This is a genomic window from Glutamicibacter ardleyensis (assembly GCF_014644555.1).
Taxonomy (GTDB): domain Bacteria; phylum Actinomycetota; class Actinomycetes; order Actinomycetales; family Micrococcaceae; genus Glutamicibacter; species Glutamicibacter bergerei.
Genome location: NZ_BMKX01000001.1, coordinates 134,156 through 157,888 on the forward strand (window position 1 = coordinate 134,156; position 23,733 = coordinate 157,888).

Here is a 23,733-nt window from a genome sequence, read left to right on the forward strand (position 1 = left end):
AAACTTGGACGTTAGACTTGGTGACTATGGGGAGTGTAACTATTCGAAAAACTGCTGCGATACTTGCCGTATCGTCGCTCGCCGTGTTGACCGCAGGTTGTTCCGTTTTAGAGGACACCGCGTCGTCAGCCGCCACACAGCTAACCGATGCTGCCGCGAAGGAAATGGTGCGCCAAGCGTGCGCTCCAATTCAGGACGGGACCATTGACGCCGGAGAGTTACGTGTACTTGGTTCCATCATTACTTCGGTCGAGGGTGGTGGCTTGCCACAATCCATGATTGATATTCTCAACGAGCTAGCGAACGCCGGGGATCATGCCCCGCGTGCACTGCAGGATCGGCTAGTTAATGCCTGCGAGGATTCCAACGCGGCAGGTAACTAACCCTGCGGTGATCTAGACTTTTGAATCATGGTCGAAATTCCCACTCGCGGTAAGGTCCGTCTCGATGCGTGGCTTTGGGCCGTGCGTATCTATAAAACGCGTTCGGCCGCAACGACTGCCTGCCGTGCTGGACATGTTCGGCTTAACGGGGATCCGGTCAAAGCCTCCCAAATTGTTGTTCCTGGGGATCGCATCCGTGTACGCAAAGACGGTTGGGACCGGGAGTTGGAAGTCACCGGGCTCATTTCCAAACGTGTCGGTGCCCCGGTAGCGGTTAAATGCTATCTAGACCATACTCCGCCGCGTGAAAAGGTAGTCGTCCCGCAAGTTCCCATACGGGACAGAGGAGCCGGACGCCCCACCAAGAAGGACCGCCGCGAAATGGATCGCCTGCGCTCCTCTTGGTTGGGCACCGAGGACTAACTCAGCGTAATGTCGGGAACATCCGTCTCAAATTCGAAGATTTGCGCGTAGAAAGCCAATGAACTTTCCAATGCCTTGATGATGTTTACCGACTGACGGAAGCCGTGCTGCTCGCCAGCAAACAGGATGTAAGCGTGTGGGATTCCACGTTTTGCTAACGCGTCGGCGACCACTTGTGATTGTGCTGGCGGTACCACCTTGTCCTCGTCACCTTGCAAGAGCAACACCGGGCAGGAAATCTTCTCCACATGATTGATCGGAGCCCGCTTCTCGTAGAGGTCAGCCGCCTCCGGATACGGACCGACAAGCGAGAACATGTACTGGGACTCGAAGTCATGGGTATCTTGAACAAGTCCCACTAAATCCGAGACACCATAACGACTGATCCCAGCGGTAAACACGTCGGAGAATGTCAGAGCACACAGCACGGTCCACCCGCCAGCGCTCCCGCCTTCAATACCGATCCGCTGCGGATCTGCCAGTCCCCGGTTGATGAGCGCCTTGATTACCGTGACGGTATCGGCAACATCAACTACACCCCACGCGCCGCGTAGTCGATTACGGTAGTTACGTCCGTATCCGGTGGAGCCACCGTAGTTCACATCCACCACACCGATACCGCGTGACGTGTAGTAGGCAATGGAGGTGCTCAACGTAGCCACGGCCTGACTGGTAGGTCCACCATGAACGAAGGTTACATACGGTGGGAGTTCTCCCTCAAGCCCGGCGTAGCCAACTTGGCGAGGCTTGTAGAGCAGTGCGTGCACCGCTTGGCCTGCCTCATTAACACACTCAAATTCTTCGACCTCCGGAAGCATTTGCGGATCTGGGAGTTGCTCGATAGATCGGGTCACACAGCTGTGCTCTAGAGTTTCGATATTGATCAAGGAGATTTCTTCTCCATTGGTCAACGATGACGTCCGGGCCAACAACCAGTTGCCGTCTAGATCCAGCGGGCGCACCCGGGCAAAAGGCAAATCTAGATCCTCTAATCCGCCGGTGGTGGTGTGAACCCGTGCGAGCTTAGTAGTTCCGGTTCCATAGGAGCAGAGCAATGTCTGTGGATTTTGGCTTAGGTACCATCCGGTACCTACCTGCCATAGCGGGCCGGCAAATTCTGCGGCACGGTCCACCAGCCGTACGGTACGTCCCGAGCTGAGCTGGTAGGTGTAAGGATTCCACCAACCAGAGGAGTCTGAGATAAATGCCAGCCGGTCATCATCAGCCCATTCGGGCTGCAGTACCGAAATTTCTGGGCCTCCGGCAATGACCGTGTCTTGCAAGAACGCCTGCGTGGAATATTCTGCGAGGTGAAGTTCTGTGCTGTCCCATGGCATATTCGGGTGTTCCCAGCTGATCCAGGTTAGCTGCTCACCGTTCGGGCTCAGCCGTGGCCCGGCAACAAAGCGCGCAGGAGAACTGAGCAGTCGAATCGCTGCGAGATCTTCGCTAGCACTGCCATCAAGAGGAATTTCCACGATATGACGAACAGGTTCACCGCGTAAATCTTCCATAATCGCCAAGACATGCCCTGCCGGACCGGGAACAAATTCGGCGAAACGCAGCGTGGGGTCCGCGTCGACCATGCTCTGCGGGGTCAAGGCAATGGGAGTTTGGTCTGCTAACAGCTGCAAATATACTCGCTGATCACTGAAGTTCGCGAAGACTACTGCAGGAACATCCCCAGCTAACAGCAGCCAGCTAGCGCCGCCGTATTCGTGGACTCGCGAACGCACGTTATAGGGAGCATCAATGAGGGTTCGCCCCTCACTTTGGCTGTGACGGTCATACTCCACCAGGGTCATCCGACCACCCTCGGAAGGCAGGCCTTCTTGCACAATGAGTTTGTCGCCGAAGAAACAGGCGGCACCCAAAGGTTTAGTGCCGGCGGCTACTTGCGTGGCTGAGATAGTTGACGGCCAGGATCCATAAGGCATGTGCTGAGGCATGTGTTAGATACTAGTCACATATTCTGCTCAGAACGACCCTCGACAAGCCATAACACGGTGCGCTTGGATGGAGTTATGGCTAAATTTGTGCTGTTTTTACGCGGAGTAAACGTCGGTGGGGTCAAAATTCTGATGAAAGATCTTGCTGCGCTGCTCAGCGATGCCGGATACAGCCAGGTAAAAACGGTGCTCGCCAGTGGCAACGCGATCCTAGAGGCCCCACACGATAATGCGTCGGTGCTTCGTGAGCACTGCGAAGCACTGTTGGCTCAACATTATTCTCGTGCGATTCCCTGTCTGGTCTTCACCGCGGCCGACGTCCATGAGCTCGCTGGGGACTTCCCGGTTCAACTACCGGATGCCAATCATGAGTACCACCGGTACCTTAGCCTGTGCTCCAGTCAGGAAGATGCCCACCAGCTTCATCTTGCGGCGATGGCGCTGGATTCGGTCCAGCAGACTGCCCTCCGCGGACGATCACTATGCTGGGTGAGTCCTAAAGGCCAAAGTCTTGACACTCCGGTAGCAAAATTGGTGGCCGCTCAGTCTCGCAAGTATCTGATCACCACTCGGAACCTGAATACCTTAGTAAAACTTTCGACAATTATTCGAGCACAGTAGTTCCGAGCATAATTAGCTCTGCTGTTTCCATTTCAACTCGCTGAGGGCTACTTCCATGCTCATTGTCTTCGATCTCGTTGGCATCTTCTTTTTTGCGGTCGCCGGGTCACTGATGGCTGCGCGCCGCGGTTTCGACATCCTCGGTTCGCTGTTCCTGGGCGGCGTCACCGGCTTAGGTGGTGGCGTGGTGCGCGATTTGATCCTCAACGAATCCCCCGCAACGTTTGCGCACCCGATATATTTTGCGCCCCCGGTACTCGCCGCATTATTGGTCTACGGTTTTACGCCGGCTATTCAAAAACTTCACCGTCTGGTGCTGGTCTTTGACGCGGCCGGATTAGGCCTGTTCTGTGTCACTGGCACCATGAAGGCGCTCCAGCATAACTTCAACCCGGTGACTGCGGTACTGCTTGGAGTCATCTCCGGGGTCGGCGGTGGCCTCTTACGTGACGTAATTTCAAACGTCACCCCTGATTTGTTCAACCCGCGCGATATCTACGCGATTGCCGCGATGTTCGGCGGCACGCTCACCGCAGTGTTCTGGAGCCTGGAGCTTTTCAATCCAGTGGTTGTGGTGGCTATTGCGGCGCTCACCTTCGCCATCCGTCTGGCCTCGTTGAAGTTTGGCTGGCGGATTCCGCTGGCTGCCGGACATTGGTATCGCGCCAGTCCGAGCGCTCCCCCGCATGACGGGCCACAGCGACACTTCTAGGTATTGCTATTAAACGCGTTCTAGCCTGCCCTCGCCCTCGGCACCGGGAGCCGTGTCTTCGATGGTGCGTGGCGGGTTGATGATGATTGCGCCCACCAACATCACCACGATGCATACGCCTAACATCGAGAAGGCGACGCCCCAGGAGCCGCTGGCCTGCTGCACTATGCCAAAGAGCATCGGTACAACCGCTGCACCGGCGTAGCCTAAACCTTGAGCAAAACCGGAGAGTACCCCCGAACCGTAGGTGGTGCGCGAGCGCAGATTCATCATCAACAAGGCGATCGCAAAGGTTCCCTGCCCAAGCCCTGCCATGGAGACCCAGAACCAGGTTCCAGAGGTTGGTGAAAGGTAAATCCCTAAGTGGCCCACGATCCAGCAGGCGGTAAAAACACCCACTGCGATGATCGGGTTTTTTAAACGCGGGACCCACAGCGGAACCAGCAAGCTAACCGGAAGGCCAAGGATTGCGAACAGCGCCAGCATATTGCCACTGCTGGCTTCGCTGAGCCCCTGGGCGTGAAGATACGGGGGCAGCCAGGTGAAGTAGACGTAGGTCTGAGCGGAGTTACCCGCAAGGAAAATCGCCAGGCCCCAGGCCACCTTGGATTTCCATGGGTTGATCCGCACAATTTCGTGCCCACCCACCACTGGCAGTTGAGTCTCGGGGCGCTGCACACGGCGGTCAGCAAATAGCTGCATGATCCAGGGAATCAGCACGATGGAAGACAGTAGCGCCCAAGAACCGATGGACGTTTTCCAGCTTCCGATATTGGCGAAAGGAACCGCAAATTGCGGGGCCAGCCAGGTGCCGATGGCAATCATCGTGACGTATCCGCTGGTGACCACGCCGATACGATCTGGAAAGTACTTTTTGACCAACGGCGGCAGTACTACGTTGCCCATACCGTAACCGGCCAGAGTGACGATGGAAAGCGCCAAGAACGGGTAAACATTTGGCATAAATGGACGTGCCAACTGTCCAACCACGGCTAAGGCCACGGAGATAATGAGGGTTCGTTCTAAGCCCCACAACCGAATCAGCCGCGGGGTGAGCAGTCCGAAAACTGCAAAGGAAATGGGGGCCAGCATGGCCAGCAGGCCCGTGGTGAATTCGGTGAATTCGATGTCTTCTTGAATACGGGCCAATAATGGTGGCACCGAGACGACCGCCGCGCGCAACGACAACGCCATCAGCAGAATGCCAAGTAGCGCTCCGATACGACCTTTGAGTCGTTTATTTGCGCCATCTGTGGCCATGTGACACGTCCCTGCGAGATTATTCGTTGAGTTGCTTCAACTTTTTGAGTTGCGGAACTAAGTCTAGTAATTCTTGGAGCCGACCATCAAAAGTACTCTGATACCACGAGTCGGGCGTGGCTAAATGAGCATAGAGTCCTTCACCAATCAGGATCACTAAATGGGCTATCGACTGGTCACCAACCTCGTCCAAGATCAGCTGGAACCACCGCGAGTGCACGTCTTTTAACATCTCCGAGGCGCTGGAGACACCTGCTTGGGCAAGGCGTTGTACCGCCACTAAATGCCGGTCCAATTCGGTATCAACTTCTGCGGAGGTTTGCACGTAATAAACCGACGCACCTTCTGGCACTTCACTCATGCGGGCCAGGTCCAATTGAACATGCTCTTCGGTTGATTCGATCACCCCGACGGCCAGCGCCTCCTTTGAGGCGAAGTGATACAGCAGTCCACCCTTGGAGACTCCTGCTCGACTTGCCGTGGCTTCCAAGGTTGCGGCACGTTCACCTTCTTCGCAGAGCAGCGAAATATAGGCATCGAGGCATTTGTTGCGTGCCGCTGGTGGGCGAGCCATTGAACTCCTTCGTAAGACGGTGACGGATTTAACCTTACATTCATTAGTAACTGTACCAACCGGACGGTATAGTTATGAACGAGGAACAACTCATCCTCACTCAACACGCAATTTATGAAGGCCAATCCCATGAGCTCACAGATCACCGAACGCATCTCCACGCTGAGTCGTTCGCGCCGCTGGGCCGCTCTAGCAGTACTACTTTTTCCAGTACTCCTAGTCTCAGTGGACAACACCGTACTGTCATTCGCAGTTCCCGCTATCTCGGCTGCCTTGTCCCCGACCGGGGCGCAGCTGTTATGGATCATTGATATTTATCCATTGATCCTCGCGGGACTGCTAGTACCCATGGGATTTTTAGGTGACCGGATTGGCCGACGAAAAGTCCTTTTGATTGGTGCCACCGGCTTTGCACTCGTCTCCGCGCTAGCCGCCTTTGCTACCGACGCGTTCCAGCTCGTGTTGGCACGCGCACTCTTGGGCGTCTTCGGCGCCATGCTCATGCCTGCCACACTCTCGCTGATCCGCAATATCTTTCCTGATGCGAAAGAGCGCCGCACGGCGATTGCCATCTGGGCGAGCGCCTTTTCCGGCGGTGCCGTGCTCGGTCCTATCGTTGGCGGGATCTTACTGGAACACTTCTGGTGGGGTTCGGTCTTCCTACTAGCCGTCCCGATGCTACTTCCGCTGCTTGTTGGCGGACTCTTGCTCCTGCCCGAATCCAAGGATCCCAACCCCGGGCGTGTTGATCCATGGTCGATTGTCTTAGTGATCTTCACTCTGCTGCCATTTGTTTACGCGGTTAAATCCTTCACTACCGAACCTCTCTACATCGCGGTCGGTGCGTTGTCGTTGGCAATCGTCAGCGGAATTACCTTTGTCCGCAGGCAACTGGTCTTAGCAAACCCGATGATTGACGTGCGACTCTTTTCGAATGGCGTGTTCTCCGGCGCGTTGACGGTGAACCTCATCGGAGTCTTCTCCCTGGTCGGTTTCATTTACTTTGTGTCCCAACACCTGCAACTGATCGCCGGATATAGTCCGCTTGAGGCGGGCCTGCTGATGACTCCCGGGCTCGTGCTGACCATGGCCTTCGGTTTACTCTCGGTGCCGCTGGCCGCACGCTTCGGCGCGCCGGGCATTATGGTCGGCGGTCTGCTTCTCTCTGCGCTTGCCTACGCTTTGGTGGTCTTTGCAGGATCTTCGGGAGATGTCTTCTGGCTCATGGTGGCGTTCTGCATCTTGGGTATCGGTGTTGGCATGTCCGAGACCTTGTCCAACGACATGGTGCTCAGTGCAGTGCCCGCGGCGAAGTCCGGGGCCGCCTCGGCGATCTCCGAGACCGCGTATGAGGTTGGTGCGGTGCTCGGCGTGGCCGTGCTCGGAACGATCCTCAATACCGTGTACGCGGCTCAATTGCGGGTGCCAGAGATCCTCACCGACGCTGAAGTCCACTTAGCTGGCGAAACTTTGAGCGGAGCACATCAAATTGCTCAGGGGTTACCAGCCAGCCAAGCACAAGAACTTTTGGCCTCCGCAGCCCACGCTTTTGACAATGGTGTGCTCATTACCTCGAGCATCGCTGCGGTCTTAGCGTTGGCCGCCGCAATCGTGGTAGCTCGAATCATCAAACCCGCTACTCGGTGAACGAATTAAGACACTTTTTGAAAATCTTGATTAATTAGGTCAAAGTTATTCAAAAGTTGCGAAACTCGACGTAGGCTAGGCAGTGTAGTTCCAAAGTAATTCGCGAAGAACCCTTTAGAAGTTTGTGAATGTCGATCCGCATGGTTGGCGCGAACCCCTTCTAGACGTGAAGTGAATGACTTGGCTGCTTCGTTAGATGGAGAAATTTCGGTTTCAAGGTCTCACGTGGATTACAACCAAGCTCACCGATAAGAAACGGTGAGGAACGTCTGAAAGGACCAAATAATATAATGGCAACCGGTATCGTCAAATGGTTTAACGCTGAAAAAGGCTTCGGATTCATCGCTCCAGACAGCGGAGATCCTGACGTCTTTGCTCACTTCTCCGCCATCCAGACCGAGGGCTTCCGCTCCTTGGAAGAGGGCCAGAAGGTTGAGTTCGAAGTAGTTGAGGGCCCTAAGGGTCTTCAGGCAGCGGACATCCGCGGACTCTAAAGTTCTACGGCGAATAGCCTACAGACTTTAGCGTTAACGTCGCCTCCCCAGAATCATCTGGGAAGGCGACGTTTTCACGTTAACCTTGATTCACGGAATACTCCCGCTATTAGCTGGGTTGTATCAGATGTGAAGCTTTCGATTCTTGATCTTGCCCCGGTTGCTCCTAACAGCACCATCTCCGACTCATTTAAATCATCGGTACGACTTGCGCAGCTTGCCGAACGCACCGGTTATGAACGTGTTTGGTACGCCGAACACCACAACATGCCAACCATCGCCTCCAGCGCGACCTCGCTACTAATCAGTCACGTAGCCCACCACACCGAAAAAATTCGCTTGGGCTCTGGCGGTGTGATGCTCCCGAACCACTCCCCCTTAGTGATCGCCGAACAATTTGGCACCTTGGCAGAGATCTTCGGAGATCGCATTGATCTAGGTCTGGGCCGTGCCCCGGGTACGGATATGACCACCTTGCGTGCGCTACGCCGCGAACCGTCGGCCTCCGATTCATTCCCACACGATGTGCTTGAGCTTCAGGCCTACTTGGCTGGCGAATCGCGGGTTCCAACGGTGCAGGCAATCCCTGGCGCCGGAACTAACGTTCCACTCTATATTTTGGGCTCATCTTTATTTGGCGCACAGCTCGCCGCGCAGTTTGGCTTGCCATATTCCTTCGCCTCGCACTTCGCCCCTGCGGCACTGCATCAGGCGATCAAGACCTACCGCGAGCAGTTCAAGCCGTCGGCTCAGCTGGCCGAACCGTATGTGATCGCCGGAGTGGGTGTGATCGCTGCGGATAGTGCAGCTGAAGCTCACGAACTGAAGGTGCAGGCCGAACGCCAACGTGTGTCATCCTTCTTAGGCCGTAACGCCAAGAAGGAATTCACCGAGGCAGAGCTCGATATGGTGATGACTACCCCGCAGGCCGAGCAGATCTTGGACATGATGCGCTACACAGCCATCGGTACCGGCGAACAGGTCGCCGAATATCTGCAGGAATTTGCGGTCAATGCTCAGGCTGACGAACTCATTACCGTGCATAGCCCGTTGCACGAAGAGGATCGCTTGAAGTCGGTCCAGCTCACCGCGGACTCCTGCCAGCTGGCTAGCGTGGGCTAATACTGACCCAACGCTTGCACGCGAACACTAACGCGATCACCAGCGTTAGTGTGAGCACACCTTCTACGCCGATATAGGCGTAGTGCCACAGTGATCCGCCATCGGAATTACCGGCCAGCACCGCATCGGTGCGTACCGAGAGTCCGGGGCGGATCACTGTCGCTTTAAGCAGCAACAAGAATCCAACAATTCCCACGATCCACCACCAGGCACGGTCCATGTGGCGTTTAAAGCTTCCTGCTAGCCAGCAGACAAAGAGTAATATTTCTACCGCGTTCATGGCGGTGAAGACTAATCGGCCAATTCCTAAGCCCAAGGGGATGGTGATTCCCGGCGCGGTGAACTTCAGCGGTGCTTCGATGAAGGAAATTCCAATAATCATTCCCAGCCATATTGCTGGAACGAGGATTCGGGCGGCAACCGTCCAGGTAGCGGCCCGTGAGGCCACCAAAGTTGTGGATGTACTCATACTTTCTAGGCTACGCCGAAATTTTTCGCTCGCGGACCAGTGAGGTTATTGACCAGCAGGTCAACACGAGGGCCAGTAATGCGCAGAGAATGCTGAAGACCAAAATGCTTAGCTCTTGGCCATAAACTCCCACGGCCCAACCCAACGCGATCACCGGCAGCGCGCTACCAAGGTAGGTCACCAGGTAGATTGTGGAAACGGTCTGGGCGTGGAGTGAAGCTGAGACGGCGTTGACCGCACCGCTAAATGCGGTCCTAAATGCCATGCCCTGGCCTAGCCCAATGAGCGCCAACGCGACGATAGCTGACCACAATGAACCGAGCTCGGCGGCGATCACTAGCCCGATGGTGCTGGCGGCCAGAATCACTAGCCCGATAGGCAATAGGTATTTTCCGCCGCGAATGACCACCTGCGACAGGGCCGAGACACCTAAGGGCAGGCCTGCGATGAGTCCGATCACCGGGAGCAATTCCAGGTCAAAGACCTGCGCGAAGTAGCCCGGTGCCAGCGACAACGCAAAACCGAAGACCGCAAAACTCAAGAATCCGACCAGTGCACCCATCCAGAATTTTGCGCGTGCCTCGGCCGGAATGCCTAGTCGCCGCGGAGCTAAGGCCCGGTGGCGGTCTCCGCGTTCAGCCATCGCGATGGCCGGGCGTGCCTTCAACGCGACCAACGGGATCAGGGTTGCTAAGAGCAGTATTGCTTGGACCGTAAACACGGTGTTGCGCCCGCCAGGCAGAAGCGCAAGCACACCACCAAGGACCGGGCCGAAGGCCACACCACCCGATGACGCAAGCAACGTGAAGCGTGAGGCCCATTCGGGCTTATGCGGCAGCAACTCACGCAATGCCGCGGCGCTGGCTCCGGTGGCTAGTGCCACGCCCGCTCCTTGCAGTCCACGTCCCAAACACAGTTCCCACAGGCTTGAGGCACTACCGAAGCTAATGGTTCCCACCAGCGAGACGATAATGGCCAGTACCAATGCGGCGCGGCGTCCGATGTGATCTGACCAGTGGCCCACGATGTAGAGGAAAAACATCAGTGAGCAGACGTAGCTGGCGAAGGCAATGGTGGTGCCCATGGCACCCAGCGCGAGGTCCTGCTGTAGCTGTGGGTACAGCGGCGTGGCAAGGTTTGCTCCGACCAGCAGGGTGAAACTAACCAGCACCGTAATGCCTAGCCGGGTATTAATCCCTGGATTCCACGAGCGCACGGTGGTTCGGGCCGGTTGCATGCGTAGTTCACTGATTACCGACATGTTTTCTCCGAAGCGGCGCGTGGTCCAAGGGATATCGCCAGGTTGTTGCATTAGAAAGTTTTTGCCGGTGGGGTTACTCGCTACCCCACCGGCTAGTTGAGCGATCTGTAAGAAAATGTCTACTGATCTAGACCGTTCACTCATAAATATCCGGCAAAGCGGGACAGCCAGTCGAAAAAGTTGTTAGAGTTTGAGCAAAATAGTCAAAATATTGGCCCACAGGGGTCTTAGGAGTGAGCAAATGGTGCGTTTGGATGACGTCGATCTGAAAATTCTGCTGGCGTTAATCCGTGACCCCAGAATTCAAATATCCGAACTTGCCGACGAAGTTGCGGTGGCACGAAACACCGCTCAATCGCGTTTACGCCGACTGCAACGCGCAGAGGTCTTGCGTGCCGGCGGCAGAGATGTAGACCTCTCCAAACTCGGCTATGACGTGCTGGCCTTCGTCACCCTGGAAGTTCTTCACCGCGAACTTGATACCGTGGTTACCTCACTGCGACAGATCCCTAACGTGCTAGAAATCCATGAAACCTCGGGCCGCGGTGATGTCTGGGTCAGGCTCATCGCCACCGACACCCATCAGTTGCAATCGGGGTTACGACAGATTCTGCGGATCAAGGGAGTGACCCGTTCCGAGACTACCTTCGCGCTGCACACCCACCTGGCGTACCGCACCTCTCCACTGCTGGAGCACTACGCCGAACACAATCACTGAAAGTGCTGAAAATACAAGTCTTTCCTTGAAACGGTTACCGGCCTAGGCTGTGATTACGAGATGTCACGAGGGATAACCCCGACTCTCGTCGGGTCCCTCGCAATTTGTGGAGGAGTACGCGATGACTAAGGATTTTGAACCAACCGACTTCAATCCGGAATATGGGAACGATATCTACGAACCAGATGACGGACGCGATTCCCAAGCCTATGAAGGCTCCAGCGATGCCCCCGAAACGATGCGCAACATCGATCCGCTCGCCACCCGCAGCTACCTGCTTGATGATGATCTGGAAACCGAAGCGCAACTGGATAATGAATTCACCGAGGAGTCCAACGACGACGAAGATGAGGACTAGCTCACTGACTAAGCATCTCTTAGGCTTCTGCGTTTAGAATTTAGAAGTGATCAATCCAGTCCATCTGCGTACCCTGCTCGAAGTGGTGGCGCATCGTTCCTTCGCCACGGCCGCAACCCGGTTGGGCTATACCGCCAGCGCCGTCTCCCAACAAATGACAGCCCTAGAACGCAGCACCGGAACAACATTGTTCTTACGCGGTGCCCGTTCAATTACGCCCACCCCCGGTGCGATGCGGATGGTGCGTCATGCCAAACGTGTCCTGACGGACCTCGACGCACTCATGGCAGACGTTGCCGCCATCTCCACAGACTCCAGCGAGCGTGAGGAAATCAAGCTAGGGATCTTCCCCTCGCTGGCCACTTACGCACTACCCAAGCTACTGACCTCCGAGGACTGGAACGCACTGGGAATCAACCTGCGCTTGTGGATTGGTGAACCCCAGCAGACCGTCGCCGGGCTTGGCAACGGTGGGGACCTGGATCTCGCGCTGATCTTCCAGGTGGGCCCCGGAGGGCTCAGCTGGCCCGCGTCCCTAGAGCGCGCGTGGCTCGGTGATGATCAGTTCCGTGTGGTCATTCCCGCCTCCTGGCCGATCGCCGACAACGCGCAGCTCACCGTGGACCAGCTGGCCGAATGGCCGTGGATCTTCCACCACCCCGGCACCTCCGATGCCACGTTGATTTCTCGGCTCTTCGCCTCCTACAACATCCACCCGCAAGTTGCCGCGTACTGCGACGACTTTAACGCCTCGCTAAGCTTGGTGTCCTCCGGGTTAGGCGCCGCACTGGTCCCGGATCTGGCGATGGCCCACGCTCCGGAAGGCATCCGTATTGTTGACGCCCCGGAAATTAGGTTGGCTCGCTCAATTTTTGCGCTGAAGCCCGAGAATTCGAAGAAGCCTAAGGTCGGCCTCGTTTTAGACCGGCTCACGCAGATCCTTTCCGACTAGGCTGGAAAGCGATCAGTAGGAGTTGCCAGCGAAAGGGCGATCGTGGAAGAGCTAGTAGTCGCGAAAGTGCACGGAGCCGTAGGGCACCTGCGGCTGAACCGTCCGAACAAAATTAATGCCCTAACCTTAGCCATGCTGCAAGAACTTCACCGGGTCCTGCACTTGTGGGCCGAGGATCCTAAAATTCAGCTGGTGCTGCTCACCGGTGACGGTGAGCGCGGATTCTGTGCCGGCGGCGATATCGCCGACTTCCATACGGCGCTGACAACCGGGAATCACGACGAATTTTTGGCGCTGCTTTCCTTAGAGTTCGACACCGACCACCTGATTTCGGTGTACCCCAAACCGTTGATCACCGTGGCTCATGGAATCACCATGGGCGGCGGCATTGGCTTAGCCAGCCACGCTCCGGTCCGGTTAGTGACCGCGCAGGCCACCATGGGAATGCCCGAAGCCCGCATTGGTTACACCCCCGATGTTGGCGGAAGCCACCTGCTGGCCAACGCGCCAGGTCACTTCGGCGAATACTTCGCCATGACCGCCGCCTCATTTGACGGTGCCGATGCGCTCTTCCTCGGTTTCGCCGACGTGGTCATCGGCGAACAGCTCGCCGATTCCATCTTTGACGAGCTCGATGACCTGGTTGGTCTGGGCGCCGCAGACATCGCCGCAACCTTCGAGGTGCTGCATGCGGCCCCCGAGTCCCGCAAGCTCGAACTGGAACAAGGCTGGATCGATTATGCTTTTGGTGCTCCCACGCTGGAAGAGCTCTTAGAGCGTCTCGGCGCGCTGGTGCACCCCGCGGCACGCAAGGCGGCAGCCGCGATCAATGCAAATTCTCCAACCAGCGTGGCCGCCGCGTTCCATAGCGTGCGTGCGGCCCGCGCGGAGCAAAATCTGCGCGGTGCCTTGGACCGCGAACTACGTCTGGCCGGATACCTGATGCATCTGCCAGATCTGGCCGAAGGAATCCGCGCGCAAGTGATCGACAAGGACCGCAACCCGCAGTGGATGCCAAGCACCCCGGCAGCGGTCAACGAGGCCGGGCTGCTGATGTTGCTGGAGGACTAAGCGAAATCAGGACCCCGGCTTGCCCTCGGGCCGGGTCACATCGTGCGGCAGCGGTTCGATCTTGATCGAATTTTTCGCATCGATGCGCGGAGCCTTAGTATCATCGTGCGGATCGCTGACCCGGTCCACTCGTTTCAGTGCCACGCTATGCGGTTTACCATAACGGATTGCCGCGTGCTCCCCGAAGTGGTCCGCGTCTGCTTCTTCCCAGTCTTCCTTCCACGACGGTGGAGCATCGTTCAGTAGTTCTCCGGGTTCCAGCCAGTGGAACAGCGAGGCGTAGGAACGTGTGGACTGCAGATTCACGCGGCGCCGCAGCATCCGGGTGTTCAGCTGATCTGGGCCTTGAAGCCCCATGGAGGCCATGATCTGCGCCGCTTCGGACACCGTCAACCGGTGGTAGTTGTACACGCGGTGGCCCTTGTCTTCCACGTCAATGGCGCGTTGCAGGCGCTTATTCTGCGTGGCCACACCGACCGGGCAGTGGTTCGTATGGCATTTTTGCGCCTGGATGCAGCCGGTGGCCATCATCATGGAGCGCGCGGCAAAGGTGAAGTCTGCGCCCTGGATCATTCGCTTAACAATGTCCGAGCCGTTGGCCACCTTGCCGGCGGCCGCCAAACGGATCTCGGTGCGCAGCCCGGCCCCGACGAGCACGTTATGCACCAGCATCAGCCCTTCGGTCAGCGGGGTGCCCACATGGTCTTCGTATTCCAGCGGCGCGGCACCGGTGCCGCCTTCGGCGCCGTCCACGGTAATGAAGTCAACCAGCACACCGGTTTCGATCATGCCCTTGCAGATCGCCATGACATCGGTGCGTGAGCCTACGCAGAACTTGATTCCGATGGGTTTGCCCTGGGCCAGTTCACGCAACTGCGCCACAAAGCCCATCAGTTCCCGGGGAGTGGAGAATTCCGGGTGGCTTGCCGGAGAGATGCAGTCCTGGCCCATCGGGACCTGCCTGGCCTCGGAAATTTCTGCGGTGACCTTCGCCGCCGGGAGCACTCCGCCCAGCCCGGGTTTTGCCCCCTGGGACATCTTGATGGTGATGCCCTTAACCTGTGGGAGATTGGCCTTCTGCGCAAAGGTTTCGGCGTCAAAACGTCCCTCGGGGGTACGGCAGCCGAAGTATCCCGAACCAATTTCCCAGAACAGGTCCGCACCGTGTTCCAGATGGTATTTGGTTAATCCACCCTCGCCGGTTTCGTGGACGAAGTCCCCCATGGCCGCGCCCTTGTTCATCGCCAGCACCGCGTTTGCGGATAAGGAGCCAAAACTCATCGAGGAGATATTCAGCAAGGACATCTCATAGGGTTGGGTGCACTGGCTTGATCCGATGCGGACCCTATGCTGATCGGTAACCGGAGCCACCGGCGCGCTGGAATGCAGCAGGTACTCGTGGCCCACCTCATTGACCTGCAGCTCGGTGCCAAACGCCTTGTGGCTGTCGACGCCTTTAGCGCGGGCGTAGATCATCGAGCGGGTATCCCTGTTGTAGGGGGTGCCGTCGGTATTGCGTTCGATGAAGTACTGCTGGATTTCCGGGCGGATGAACTCAAAGAGGTATCGTGCATGGCCCAGAATCGGGAAGTTGCGTAAAATCGCATGCCGTTTCTGGGTGACGTCCCTGATCCCCACCGCCAACAGCACCACGGTCAGCGCCACCAGGATCCACCACACCCAGTTGCCCGATGTCCCTGCAAGCAGCGCGGTAAGCACAAACCCGGCCGCCAGCACGAACAAAAACAGAATCACGACTATTCGCATCATGTACTCGACACTAGTACGAGAAAGGAAAGCTGTCAGGGTGATTCGGCAGTAATCCGATCGTTTTCTCGCACCACCATGGAATAGAACACCCCGCTGGTATCGGCAAGTAACGCCTGCGGTGTCCCGGACTCGACAATCTTCCCCGCATCAAGCACCATCACGGTGTTAGCCTCCCGGACGGTGGCTAACCGGTGACTAATCATGAGCACACCCATGCCATATCCGCGCCGCTCATTAATCGCATTAAGCACCAGCTGTTCACTGTCCGCATCCAGTGCGCTGGTCGATTCGTCCATGATCAATACTGCCGGGTGGCGCACCAGCGCACGTGCCAGAGCTAAACGTTGACGTTGTCCCCCGGACAGACTCGAAGAACGATCGGCTAGCCGGGTGTCTAACCCATCGCGCTGGGCCCTAAGCCAAGGGCCCAGTCCTAGTTCGTTGATGACCGAGCGCAGTTCCTCATCGGTAATCCCCTCGGCACCCAACACAAGATTTTCACGGATACTCCCGCGAACCATCACCGCTTCTTGCGAGACCAAGACAATGCGTGAGCGAAGTTCCGCTAACGGAACCATGTCCAGCTGTACCTCGCCCAAACTCAGCGTTCCGTTGCTTTTCAGTGCGCGGACTAAAGCTGCAGCAATCGAGGACTTCCCCGAGCCCGAGGCGCCAACAACTGTCAGCAGCTCACCAGGTGAAATGCTGAAATCAACGCCCTCCACCACCTGACGTTGGTCGTGGAACACGCTCAGGTTTTGCACGCTCAGTGTTCCGGTGTGTGGCAGTGGCACGGAGCCTCGCTGTTCGGCCACCACCGGTGGGGCACTGGCGGTCGCGAACAGTCGGCGAGCGCTGGCTAGGGAATCTTGAAGCCCGAGGACAAAGCCGTCAACCGTGCGCACAGAATCATAGGAGGGCACCGCGATGACCACTAAAATGATGGTTGCTGACAGCGTGGTTTCGGATGCGAGCACCAGAGCGAGCGCGCTACCCCAGGTGACTATTTGGCTTAGTGCCGCACGTAGTCCGGTGACCCAGCCTGCCTTGTTCCCCTGCGCCGCGTCGGCGCTAGCGGTGGTAGCCAAACGTTTGATCATCTGTTCCCCGGCACCGAAGGCGTGAAGCACCTCAACGCCTGCCAGAGATTCCATCACAAGCTGGTTTTGCTTGCCACGCGAGGTCGCCGCCGAGCTAGCGGCGCGTCGCAGGGTTGGCACTCCGATCATCGGTAGGAGAAGTCCAACGATCACATACCCGCTGAGCAGGATGAGCGCTGGTGTGCTGCCAAAGTTGAGGTAGGTCCACCAACTCACCGTGGCGCTAACCACCACTGCTGCCACCGCCGGTGGCAGCGTATGGGCGAAGAACACTTCTACCTTGTCGATATCTCTGGTGGCTTTGGCCAGCAACGATCCAGAACTCTTAGTAGCCGCGGTAAAGGGCGCCTGCTTCGCGAAAGCCTCATACATCGTTGAACGCAGCCGGGACAGTGCAAGGAAAGCTACCTTATGCCCTACGTATTGTTCTGCGTAGCGTAGCCCGCCTTTTAATAAGCCTGCAAAGATAATGGCCACAATAAGTAGCCCAATAGGTACTCGGGATGAGGGTCCGGGAAGTTCCAGGCCAATCACCTGTACCAGTCCCACCCCGGCGAGCAAGTAAATGCCCAAGGCGACCAAGCGGTTAAGACAGGCAAGTAGGCTGGCGAGCGCCAAGGGCGGCAACAGGTCTAAGGTGTGGGAGATCAGCCAGCGGGAACTGGCTAGGGAGCCCGGAAGTTTTTGTTGCTTGCTCATGATTTCTCCCCCGGTCCTTGCCGTCCGCCAAGTGAGTGCACACGGTCGGTGAAATTCTCCATGGCCCGTTTCAAATATCCCTCGTGGTCCAGCAGTTCGGTGCGCGCCCCGGCCTGCACGATCCGTCCGTGATCTAGGACCAGCACCTGATCATAATCGGCGAGCAAAGCCAACCGGTGGGTGACGGTAATAACCGTCAGATCCGCTGCTACCTCGCGCAAGGTGGTCAGCACCTGCGCCTCGGTCTTAACGTCCAACGAACTGGTCGGTTCATCCAATAAGAGGATCGGACGTTCGGCCGATAAGGCGCGGGCAATCGCCAAACGTTGTGCTTGGCCTCCTGATAACGTGGCCCCACCCTCGCCGAGTACCGTGTCCAGCCCCGCAGGTAGCTGCTTAAACCAATCTGTCAGTCCGACACGTTCGATAAGTTCAGTCAGCTTTTTGTCGTTGGCCTGTTGATCTGCGAAGAGCAGGTTGTCGCGCACGCTGAGCCCAAAGAGAGTCGCTGCCTGTTCAACTACCGCAGTGTTGGACCGCAAGGTGGCGGGGCCGAGAGCTTGGTGACCCTCGTGGATAATTCCTGCGCTTGTCTCCAACTGGCCCTGTAATACTCGCAGTAACGTCGTTTTGCCACTGCCCGAGGCGCCGATGATCGCGGTCTTCGAACCGGGCGGGAAACTAAAGTTCAATTGGTGTAGCGCTTCGGGATATCCCTCATAACCGGCACCCAAATCTTCTAACTGGAGGGTGTCCTCGCGCAGGTTGACAGACAGTGGGTTAGCCGAGGAACGGTGCCACGGAGTTTCCATGACGGACGCGATTTTTTCTTCCGCCGCGCGACCGGTCATGCCGATATAGAAGAAGCTACCCACATAATTGACCGGGGCCAGCATCAAGAAGCTGAGCAGAATCAGCGAGACTCCCTCGCCAATGGTGATTGCCTGGGCGCCAACTCGCCACCAAGCCAGCAGTGCCGCGGTAGCCAATAGGAGCACCGCGAAGCTCGCGTCGATGACCAGTAACACCAGCTGGTTTCGGGCCAGCAACTTCATCACCTGCAAGCGTACTTTTTCACTGGCCAGACCAATGCGCTGCCCCATCCACGCGGCACCGCCGTTGAGTTTGAGCATGTTCAGCGAACGTAAGGCATCGATAAAAGTTGCCGAAAGTAATCCTTGGGCCCGGCGGTATTCTCCCGATGAACCACGGAACAGCTTTTGAAACCCCAACACAATCGGCGGTACCAGCGCGGTGGGGATCAACAGTAGTCCGGCGCTGAGCGGGTCAATAAATAACATAATAGAAATGAGCACCAACACCGGGGTGGCCACCGCGCAAATAGCCGGGCCAATAAACCCGGTACGGAAACGTACCGACCGGTCTACCGCGTCCATTGCGGCATCTACCAGTTCGCCCTCCCCTAAACGGCGTACCGCCAGCGGGCCGATGTCCATGTAGTGGCGAACCAAGCGGTGACGTTCTAAAGCGGTGAGCTTACGCGCCGACCGTGCGATGAGCACCGGGGTTAATAACGTGGCCAGCGCTACCAGTAACAATTCATGGACCGCAGCCAGGTACCAGCCGAGGTCTAATTCCTGCCCTGCGTGAAATAAATCAATGGCGCGACCAATGAGCACCGCAAGTCCCACGGTGCCAACGGCCGAGAGTAACCCTAGGCAGACCACCGCCGCGGTGGATGCCGAAAAAATTCCAAAGACCCTACGCACTCCTCCATCCTAGGACGAAAGCCACGCGTCATAGGTTGGCAACCACCGCCCAGAGAAGGGAAACTAGCTAAATGACTACTCCGCCAACGGCCAACCACCCGCATTCTGTCACCTTGCGTTTCCTCGCAGCCCCAACAGATGCCGGAATCACCGGGACCGTGGCTGCCGGAACCGTACTGGAATGGGTAGATAAAGCGGCCTACGCCGCCGCGGTGGGCTGGTCCGCTAATTACTGTGTGACCGCCTATGTCGGTAACATCCACTTCGCTGACCCAATTCACTCCGGAGATCTGGTGGAGGTGACCGCCTCGGTGGTGTACACCGGGCGCAGCTCCATGCATATTCGTACCGAGGTCTCCTTCTCGGATCCGCGCGAGCTGAAACCTGTCACCTCCTCCACCTGCCTGGTGATCTTCGTAGCGGTAGACGAGCATGGAAAACCCACACCGGTGCCTTCCTTTACCCCGGGCACCGCACGTGAACTTGAATTACGTGAGCACGCCTTAGCGCGCATTGAAATTCGTGAGCGCATCGTCGCCTCGATGAACAACCAGTCCTACACCGATGCGGGAACCGCAGAACGAGTGGTCCTGCGCTTTATGGCAGCCCCCACGGACGTGAACTGGGGCGGCAAGGTGCACGGCGGCATCGTGATGAAATGGATCGATGAGGCAGCAGATTTGTGCGCCAGCCGCTACAGCGGGCTAGATACCGTCGCGGTCTTCTCCGGCGGGGTGCGCTTTTACCGTCCACTGCACATTGGTAATCTGGTCGAGGTTGAAGCCCGGCTGGTCTACACCGGAACCAAGGGCATGCACATCGCGGTGCATGTACGCTCCGGAGACCCAAAAACAAATCAGTTGGAGCTGACCACCTACTGCCTCACGGTGATGGTGGCCCGCGACGAATCGGGCACCGCCGTACCAGTGAAGGCGTGGGAACCGGTCAGCGAGGAAGACTCCCGACTCTGGCACCACGCCCGTGAACTACTTGAGATTCGCGCCAACGCCCCCGGCGGGTACACCCCCACCCACCTGAGCCACGAACACCCCACCGCTAAGGTCGCCCAATGAACACCCACGCTTTTGTCAAGATCTGCGGACTCGCTACCGCTAACGATGTCACCGTGGCTGTAGCCGGTGGCGCCGACGCACTCGGTTTTGTGCTGACCAGCTCGGCCCGTGAAATTTCCCCCGCACACGCTGCCACCCTAACCGCATTAGTCCCGGCGGGCGTCGCCACCGTAGCGGTATTTCGTAGCGAAGACACCACTACCGCAATCACTCGCGCTCGCGAAGCCGGCGTTGGATGGATCCAGCTGCACGGAACGCGCACCCCAGCGGAGGTGGCCGCGGTACTCGAGGCAGGGTTCAAGGTCATCCGCGCGGTCCGCATGGACTCACCAGCAGAGCATTTTGAGCACTGGGGTGAAGACTTTTTGCTGATTGACGCCGCGGTCCCTGGCAGCGGCGAAAGCTGGGACTATTCCAAGGTACGCACCCTTGCCGCCGGCCGCAACTGGTTAGTGGCCGGCGGGCTCAGCGTCGCAAACGTCGCGGCGGCGCTCGCCGAGTCCGGGGCCAGTGGCGCGGATGTTTCCTCCGGAGTGGAGTCCTCGCGCGGAGTGAAAGATCCGGCACTGATCACCGCGTTTTTGAAGGCGGCACACCAGCAGCTTTAAGCCCTAACGGATGAGGGAGAATGGTGCCGGCTTGCGGGCTCCAGGCAACGCGCTTGCTTCACGCCATGCGGTGATCCATTCGGGGACCACCCGGTCTTCGGGCAGGGTGATCCCAAGAGCGGCAAGGATTTCTTCGTTCGACACCGGTCCCTTTTTGCCGGTCATCCGTGTGGCGATGTATCCGCGAGCATAAATCTCGCCGTTGACTACAATGTGCTGCTCAAAGTAGATGCAACGCTCGTCCATGCCCAACACCCGGGTCTCCTGGGTGAACTTCACACCCAGTTTCACCGATTTTCTAAAGGTCATAGTTTCGGCTTGCACCACCGGGGTCCACTTATTTTTTCGCAGTACGTCCCATGCGCCGGAGCGGAACATCAGATCAAAGCGGCCCAGATCAAAGATCGAGAAGTACATTCCGTTATTAATATGACCGGCGAAGTCGATATCCGTGAGGGTGGCGCGCATCGGCACCGACCCGGAATCGAACATGGAGATCTTGGAAGCCTTCTTGCTTCGGACTAGCATCATTAGGATGCGAAAAATCATGTGCATGCCATCACATTACCGTCCAGTAACTTATTTGACCATGTTCTATGACGTCTACCGCGACGAACGATGTAATCCGCAAGACTCATTCATTGGGAACCGTTGGGCAGGTAAAGTCCAGTGCGGACGATAATGCTCGCCATCTAAAACCGAAAGAGGAAGAGACCATGCTCCGCCTCTCGCAGCTCCTGCACCGCCGTGTTCCCTCGTTGCCACCGGCCGATTGGGAACGCCAGACCCCCACCTCGACAGCGCTTCGCCGCGATATCTTCTCGGCGCTGGGCTTCTTCGTTCTTGCCTTGCTGATGCAAGAATTGGTGCTTTCGATGACCGAAGCCGGCAAAAGTGCGGACCGTCCGCTGGCCTTTGCACTTCTCGCGGCGCTGATTTTGCCGCTGATGTTCCGCAGACGCTGGCCGATCACCATGATGCTCATCGGATCCGCCGCATTCTTGATTGGCGGGTCCACTGCCACCGCCACGGTAGCCATGCAATTCTGTGCGCAATTAGGCTATTTCTTAGGCCTCTACACCGCGGTAGCCTGGGCGCGCAACCGCCGCGGGCTGTGGACCGCAATGGGCTTAGTCCTGCTGAGCATGGCGGTGTGGCTGGTCATTTCTTTCTTCGCCAGCGATTTATACGAGGCCACTAACACGCTGATGGTGGAGAACCCCATGGGCTCCATCCCTGCAAATATGGCGATACCGCTCTATACCTTCGTGATCAATACGCTCTACTTTGGCGGGGCCATCTTCTTGGGGCTGACCAGCTGGTCAAATTCCTACTCCAAGTCGGTAGTACTCAGCCAGGCAGCACGCATCGCCGCACAGGCAGAAGAACTCGCCGCCCGTGCGGTCAACGAGGAACGTCTGCGCATCGCGCGCGAATTGCATGACGTCATCGCCCACCACATCGCTTCCGTCGGGGTGCAAGCTTCCGCCGCCCGATTGGTGCAGCCCCGGGACCCAGCACAGGCCATCGAGTTGATGCGCGGCATCGAATCCTCCGCACGTAGCGCGGTGGCAGAAACCCGCTCACTGCTCGGCGTGCTCCGCGAGCAGTCACTGGATCACTCCGATACCGGCACGTCCTCCAGCCGCGACCCGGAACCGTCCATTGCCCAAATTTCACAACTTCTTCAAGACAATGCCGCTCAAGGATTACAGGTGCGCCTCTCGCGCGATGAACACAGCTGCGGTTTCTTTGACTCGCTAGCCCCGGGACTCTCACTGGCCCTGTACCGAATTAGCGGCGAGGCCTTAGCCAATGTGCGCCGACACTCCACCGCACGAACCGCCACCCTCGCGTTACGCTCAGGAATCGACGAGCAAGGTACCTGGGTGGAAATTGAGGTCACCGATCAGGGATCCCCGCGACCAGACACCGCGGGCAGCGGTTTTGGCTTACGCGGCATCCGCGAACGCGCTGCACTACATCACGGTCTGGTAGAAATCGGTCCGCGCATCCCACGCGGTTGGCGCACTCGCGCGCGACTCCGTCTGCCAGACACCGCCGATAGGATGGAATCATGAGCAAAATTTCCGTGGTGATCTGTGATGATCAACCATTGATCCGTTCTTCACTAAAGCTCATCTTAGAAACAGATCCGGGCCTTGAAGTCATCGGCACTGCCAGTAACGGGGCCGAAGCAGTAGCACTGATCACCGAACTCACCCCCGACGTGGCACTGATGGACATACAAATGCCACAGCTGGACGGCATCGGAGCCACCTCCCAACTTTCCGGGACAACACGCACCAAAATCATCGTGCTCACTACCTTTGACCGCGAAGATTACCTTTTTGATGCACTTGATGCCGGCGCCAGCGGGTTCCTGCTGAAAAATGCCGAACCCGAACTACTGATCACCGCAGTCCACCAAATCCACGCCGGCTACGGGCTGCTCTCCCCTGAAGTCACTCTCAAACTCATCAAACGCCAGACCGGTACGGGCCTCACTGCCGGTACCGAACAGTCACAACTTACGCCCTTGCGCGCGCTGACCGCCCGCGAACTGCAAGTGCTCACCGAACTGGCCACGGGTAAAAATAACCAGGAAATCTCCGAGGTGCTTTCACTCTCCGAGGCGACGGTAAAAACCCACCTGTCCAACCTCCTAGCCAAACTGCACCTGCGCGACCGGGTGCAGGCTGCGCTCTACGCCCACCGCGCCGGGCTCATCCAATAGTT

24 protein-coding genes are annotated in these 23,733 nt (G+C 57.5%); 15 read left to right on the top strand and 9 right to left on the bottom strand.

The window, feature by feature from the left end; translation table 11 throughout:
* Positions 1–26: 26 nt before the first annotated feature.
* Positions 27–383 carry a hypothetical protein gene (locus tag IEX04_RS00625; protein WP_096255673.1) on the top strand — a complete coding sequence of 119 codons (357 nt, stop codon included), beginning with the start codon at positions 27–29 and terminating at the stop codon, positions 381–383.
* 27 nt (positions 384–410) lie between these two features.
* Positions 411–806, top strand: coding sequence for an Hsp15 family ribosome-associated heat shock protein (hslR, locus tag IEX04_RS00630; protein WP_188682948.1), 396 nt, complete (start codon positions 411–413; stop codon positions 804–806).
* Here the strand turns inward: hslR and IEX04_RS00635 are convergent.
* Positions 803–2,755: a S9 family peptidase gene (locus IEX04_RS00635; RefSeq protein WP_188682950.1), complete on the bottom strand. Its 1,953-nt coding sequence runs from the start codon at positions 2,753–2,755 to the stop codon at positions 803–805. The genes hslR and IEX04_RS00635 overlap by 4 nt on opposite strands.
* Positions 2,756–2,830: 75 nt before the next feature.
* On the opposite strand from IEX04_RS00635, the gene IEX04_RS00640 reads away from it, so the two are divergent.
* A complete protein-coding gene (locus IEX04_RS00640; RefSeq protein WP_188682951.1) occupies positions 2,831–3,376 on the top strand; it encodes a DUF1697 domain-containing protein in 546 nt (181 codons plus the stop codon).
* A gap of 55 nt (positions 3,377–3,431) precedes the next feature.
* Entirely contained in the window at positions 3,432–4,088 is a 657-nt protein-coding gene (locus IEX04_RS00645) for a trimeric intracellular cation channel family protein (RefSeq protein ID WP_188682953.1), read from the top strand.
* Positions 4,089–4,097: 9 nt separating this feature from the next.
* Here the strand turns inward: IEX04_RS00645 and IEX04_RS00650 are convergent, their stop codons facing one another.
* Together IEX04_RS00650 and IEX04_RS00655 are read right to left on the bottom strand one after the other, a co-directional pair.
* Positions 4,098–5,348 carry an MFS transporter gene (locus IEX04_RS00650; protein WP_188682955.1) on the bottom strand — a complete coding sequence of 417 codons (1,251 nt, stop codon included), beginning with the start codon at positions 5,346–5,348 and terminating at the stop codon, positions 4,098–4,100.
* A 19-nt stretch (positions 5,349–5,367) separates the two neighbouring features.
* Positions 5,368–5,922, bottom strand: a complete 555-nt coding sequence (locus IEX04_RS00655; RefSeq protein WP_096255684.1) for a TetR/AcrR family transcriptional regulator — start codon at positions 5,920–5,922, stop codon at positions 5,368–5,370.
* A gap of 129 nt (positions 5,923–6,051) precedes the next feature.
* Between IEX04_RS00655 and IEX04_RS00660 the strand changes: the two genes are divergently transcribed.
* The 3 genes from IEX04_RS00660 to IEX04_RS00670 all read left to right on the top strand — a co-directional run bounded on the left by IEX04_RS00660 (position 6,052) and on the right by IEX04_RS00670 (position 9,185).
* The gene (locus IEX04_RS00660; protein WP_188682957.1) at positions 6,052–7,569 is read left to right on the top strand and encodes an MFS transporter; all 1,518 of its coding nucleotides are present in this window, start codon (positions 6,052–6,054) and stop codon (positions 7,567–7,569) included.
* A 290-nt stretch (positions 7,570–7,859) separates the two neighbouring features.
* Positions 7,860–8,063 carry a cold-shock protein gene (locus IEX04_RS00665; protein ID WP_096255687.1) on the top strand — a complete coding sequence of 68 codons (204 nt, stop codon included), beginning with the start codon at positions 7,860–7,862 and terminating at the stop codon, positions 8,061–8,063.
* Between the two features lie 129 nt (positions 8,064–8,192).
* Complete coding sequence (locus tag IEX04_RS00670) at positions 8,193–9,185, top strand: LLM class flavin-dependent oxidoreductase (RefSeq protein ID WP_096255689.1); 993 nt, start codon at positions 8,193–8,195, stop codon at positions 9,183–9,185.
* Here the strand turns inward: IEX04_RS00670 and IEX04_RS00675 are convergent.
* Positions 9,172–9,654, bottom strand: a complete 483-nt coding sequence (locus tag IEX04_RS00675) for a hypothetical protein (RefSeq protein WP_188682959.1) — start codon at positions 9,652–9,654, stop codon at positions 9,172–9,174. The two genes, IEX04_RS00670 and IEX04_RS00675, sit on opposite strands and share 14 nt — an antisense overlap.
* A 10-nt stretch (positions 9,655–9,664) precedes the next feature.
* Positions 9,665–10,915 (bottom strand): MFS transporter, encoded by a 1,251-nt coding sequence (locus tag IEX04_RS00680; protein WP_188684022.1) that lies wholly within the window; start codon positions 10,913–10,915, stop codon positions 9,665–9,667.
* Positions 10,916–11,156: 241 nt separating this feature from the next.
* Here IEX04_RS00680 and IEX04_RS00685 point away from each other — a divergent pair, with 241 nt between their 5' ends.
* The 4 genes from IEX04_RS00685 to IEX04_RS00700 all read left to right on the top strand — a co-directional run bounded on the left by IEX04_RS00685 (position 11,157) and on the right by IEX04_RS00700 (position 14,014).
* Complete coding sequence (locus IEX04_RS00685; RefSeq protein WP_096255695.1) at positions 11,157–11,633, top strand: Lrp/AsnC family transcriptional regulator; 477 nt, start codon at positions 11,157–11,159, stop codon at positions 11,631–11,633.
* 121 nt (positions 11,634–11,754) lie between these two features.
* Positions 11,755–11,991, top strand: a complete 237-nt coding sequence (locus tag IEX04_RS00690; RefSeq protein ID WP_096255697.1) for a hypothetical protein — start codon at positions 11,755–11,757, stop codon at positions 11,989–11,991.
* A 46-nt stretch (positions 11,992–12,037) separates the two neighbouring features.
* Positions 12,038–12,943, top strand: a complete 906-nt coding sequence (locus IEX04_RS00695; RefSeq protein WP_096255699.1) for a LysR family transcriptional regulator — start codon at positions 12,038–12,040, stop codon at positions 12,941–12,943.
* 42 nt (positions 12,944–12,985) lie between these two features.
* The gene (locus tag IEX04_RS00700; RefSeq protein WP_229676925.1) at positions 12,986–14,014 is read left to right on the top strand and encodes an enoyl-CoA hydratase/isomerase family protein; all 1,029 of its coding nucleotides are present in this window, start codon (positions 12,986–12,988) and stop codon (positions 14,012–14,014) included.
* 6 nt (positions 14,015–14,020) lie between these two features.
* On the opposite strand, the gene IEX04_RS00705 is transcribed toward IEX04_RS00700, so the two are convergent.
* Genes IEX04_RS00705 through IEX04_RS00715 form a run of 3 tightly spaced genes read right to left on the bottom strand, consistent with a single transcriptional unit; the run spans position 14,021 to position 19,313 of the window.
* Positions 14,021–15,784, bottom strand: coding sequence for an FMN-binding glutamate synthase family protein (locus tag IEX04_RS00705; protein WP_188682961.1), 1,764 nt, complete (start codon positions 15,782–15,784; stop codon positions 14,021–14,023).
* Between the two features lie 32 nt (positions 15,785–15,816).
* A complete protein-coding gene (locus IEX04_RS00710) occupies positions 15,817–17,583 on the bottom strand; it encodes an amino acid ABC transporter ATP-binding/permease protein (RefSeq protein ID WP_188682962.1) in 1,767 nt (588 codons plus the stop codon).
* A complete protein-coding gene (locus tag IEX04_RS00715; RefSeq protein ID WP_188682964.1) occupies positions 17,580–19,313 on the bottom strand; it encodes an ABC transporter ATP-binding protein/permease in 1,734 nt (577 codons plus the stop codon). The genes IEX04_RS00710 and IEX04_RS00715 overlap by 4 nt, the downstream gene beginning before the upstream one ends.
* Before the next feature lie 71 nt (positions 19,314–19,384).
* Here IEX04_RS00715 and IEX04_RS00720 point away from each other — a divergent pair, with 71 nt between their 5' ends.
* On the top strand, positions 19,385–20,386 hold the full coding sequence (locus tag IEX04_RS00720) for an acyl-CoA thioesterase (protein ID WP_188682966.1): 1,002 nt from the start codon (positions 19,385–19,387) through the stop codon (positions 20,384–20,386).
* Positions 20,383–20,994, top strand: coding sequence for a phosphoribosylanthranilate isomerase (locus IEX04_RS00725; RefSeq protein WP_188682968.1), 612 nt, complete (start codon positions 20,383–20,385; stop codon positions 20,992–20,994). The genes IEX04_RS00720 and IEX04_RS00725 overlap by 4 nt, the downstream gene beginning before the upstream one ends.
* Before the next feature lie 3 nt (positions 20,995–20,997).
* On the opposite strand, the gene IEX04_RS00730 is transcribed toward IEX04_RS00725, so the two are convergent.
* Complete coding sequence (locus IEX04_RS00730) at positions 20,998–21,549, bottom strand: acyl-CoA thioesterase (RefSeq protein ID WP_188682970.1); 552 nt, start codon at positions 21,547–21,549, stop codon at positions 20,998–21,000.
* 161 nt (positions 21,550–21,710) lie between these two features.
* Here IEX04_RS00730 and IEX04_RS00735 point away from each other — a divergent pair, with 161 nt between their 5' ends.
* Together IEX04_RS00735 and IEX04_RS00740 are read left to right on the top strand one after the other, a co-directional pair.
* Entirely contained in the window at positions 21,711–23,075 is a 1,365-nt protein-coding gene (locus tag IEX04_RS00735; protein WP_188682972.1) for a sensor histidine kinase, read from the top strand.
* On the top strand, positions 23,072–23,731 hold the full coding sequence (locus IEX04_RS00740; protein WP_188682974.1) for a response regulator: 660 nt from the start codon (positions 23,072–23,074) through the stop codon (positions 23,729–23,731). The genes IEX04_RS00735 and IEX04_RS00740 overlap by 4 nt, the downstream gene beginning before the upstream one ends.
* Positions 23,732–23,733 lie beyond the last annotated feature (2 nt).